At 68.9% G+C, this 2573-nt stretch carries 1 protein-coding gene; it reads left to right on the top strand.

Annotation, left to right across the window (positions count from 1 at the left end):
- The first annotated feature begins 796 nt into the window (after positions 1-796).
- On the top strand, positions 797-2473 hold the full coding sequence (locus ACOJTC_RS19240) for an ABC transporter substrate-binding protein (protein WP_357932622.1): 1677 nt from the start codon (positions 797-799) through the stop codon (positions 2471-2473).
- The last annotated feature ends 100 nt before the right edge of the window (positions 2474-2573 follow it).

The raw sequence follows: 2573 nt of genomic DNA, 5'->3' as shown, positions 1-2573 counted from the left end.
CAGGATGGTGGTGTTCATGATGGTGGTGTTCATGGGGAAGCTCCTTCGGGGGTAGACGCCCCGTCCGGCCCGTGGAGGGCTGGGTGTGCCCGTGGGGGTCGGGCAGCGTAGGGGCGTGGGCACCACGTCGGGGGCGCTCATACGGGGGAAAGTCTGTGGGGGGTTTCCGGCCGGGGCCTGCCGCGTGGGGCGGTGGCCGCTCGTGCCGGGGTCAGGTGTAACGACCGGGGGTCCGGGGTCATTCCCGCCGGGGGGCGGGGTCGGCCCGGGGTGCTGCTGCGGTCGTACCGGGGTGTAACGACCGTCGGTGCCGGGTCATTCCGCCGGCGGCCGGGGCGTCGGGCGGCCCGGGGGTGCTGCTGCGGTCGTACGCAGGGTGTAACGCCGGGGGCGGGGTGGGGATTCCGGCCCGGGGGTGGCGCCGGTCACGGGACGTTGACCCCAGGACACGCGCGTAGCGTCGGACGGGCGCGGAGCGTACCCCCGGAACCGGACACGGTGCGGACCGCGACCGTCGCGGAGCCGCCTCGCGGGAGCCGGCGGGGCGGGGCGTGACGGTGGGTCACCGCTGGTGGCGGCGGATTCGGACACCCGGGCGATTTCAGGACAAACCTGGGACGTGCCGCTGTGACAGTCCCGTTTGTCGGGAGATCCGGCGGTGTCAGACGGAGTGCTTGGTGTCGGCTTGGTAGCGATTGCCTAACGGCCGTTCCGCTTCGGTGTGTCGTGTCATAGCCTCCCGCTCACGGACCGAGCCATGGACCGGCGTTGTTCAGGCGGATGACAGAGGTGAGAGATGCAGGCGAGAAGGCTAAGGACGGCCGTGAGCCTCGTGGCCGTTGCAGCCCTGGCGGTCGGCGCGGCCGGCTGTGCGGAGAGTGACCGCGGCGATGACAACAGTGGCGAGGCCAAGACGGGCGGCACCTTCATCTTCGCCGGTGCCGGTGACCCGAAGAACTTCGACCCGATCTTCAACGACGACGGTGAGTCGTTCCGGCCGGTCCGGCAGATGTACGACACGCTGGTCCAGCACAAGCCGGGCACTGCCGACCTGGTGGGTGGCCTCGCCGAGAGCTGGGAGCACGACCCCGAGGGCAAGGTCTGGACCTTCAAGCTGCGCCAGGGCGTGAAGTTCCACGACGGCACCCCCTTCAACGCCGCCGCGGTCTGCTTCAACTTCGACCGCTGGTACAACATGAAGGGTGCCGCCGCCCAGTCGCAGATGATCTACTACCAGGACGTCTTCGGCGGGTTCGCCAAGAACGAGGCCGAGGGTGCCGGCGAGGCGCTCTACAACAAGTGTGAGGCCAAGGACGACGGCACCGCCGTGGTCACCCTCAACAAGTACAAGGGTGCGTTCCCGGGCGCGTTCGCGCTGACCGCGCTCTCGATCGCCAGCCCGGAGGCCCTCAAGAAGGGTGACGCCGACACGGTCAAGCAGAACGGCGACTCCTTCGAGTACAGCTCGTTCGCGACCACCACCCCGGTCGGCACCGGTCCGTTCACCTTCGGTGGCTGGGACAAGGCCAAGAACGAGATCACCCTGAACCGCAACCCCGACTACTGGGGCGAGAAGGCCAAGGTCGACAAGGTCATCATCAAGGTGATCAAGGACGAGAACACCCGTAAGCAGGAGCTGCGGGCCGGCACCGTCCAGGGCATCGACTTCCCGGCTCCGGCCGACCGCAAGGCGCTGTCCGGTGAGGGCTTCCAGGTCCTCGACCGCCCGGCGTTCAACATCCTCTACCTGGGCATCAACCAGAAGAACCCGAAGCTGAAGGACCTGCGGGTACGCCAGGCGATCGCCTACGCCCTCAACCGTCAGCAGCTCGTCCAGACCAAGGGCCCGGGTGGCACCAAGGTCGCCGACGAGTTCATGCCGGACACCGTGCTCGGCTACGCCCCGGACGTGCAGAAGTACGAGTACAACCCGGACAAGGCCAAGCAGCTGCTCAAGGAGGCCGGCGCCGAGGGGCTGACCCTCAACTTCTACTACCCGCCGGACGTCTCCCGGCCGTACATGCCGAACCCGCAGGAGATCTTCACCGTCCTGGCCAACGACCTGCAGGCCGTCGGCATCAAGGTCAACGGCACGCCGCGTCCGTGGAACGGTGGCTTCAAGGACGACGTGCAGCAGTTCGGCAAGCAGGACCTGCACATCCTCGGCTGGACCGGTGACTACAACGACCCGGGCAACTTCGTCGGCACCTTCTTCGGCCGGGGCAAGGTCGAGTTCGGCGACCAGGCCATGACCGAGATGTTCGACGCGATCGCCAAGGCCGACGGCACCGTCGACGAGGCGGGCAAGAAGGCGGCCTGGGAGCAGGTCAACCGGGACATCGCCGCCAAGTGGCTGCCGGCCGTGCCGGTCTGGCACGCCCCGCCGGCCATCGTCGTCACCAAGGACGTGCAGGGGCTGGTCGCCAGCCCGCTGACCGACGAGCGCTTCAACACGGTCAGCGTCAGCAAGTGACGTCCGTCGGCTGACGCCGTAGGCGTGCCTAGGCCCCGGGCGGGCGCCCGGGCCGGCCCGGGCCGAGGCCGCGCACCTCGCGCGGCGGGTGTGGGAGCGG

Source organism: Micromonospora sp. (genome assembly GCF_048594385.1).
Lineage (GTDB): Bacteria > Actinomycetota > Actinomycetes > Mycobacteriales > Micromonosporaceae > Micromonospora > Micromonospora wenchangensis.
The sequence above is the reverse complement of the archived record's forward strand: the minus strand, read 5'-3'. Positions and strand labels throughout refer to the sequence as shown.

What these genes read in the sequence shown, in the direction of transcription:
- ACOJTC_RS19240 (WP_357932622.1), top strand. Translation starts at nt 797, where the DNA reads ATGCAGGCGAGAAGGCTAAGGACGGCCGTGAGCCTCGTGGCCGTTGCA.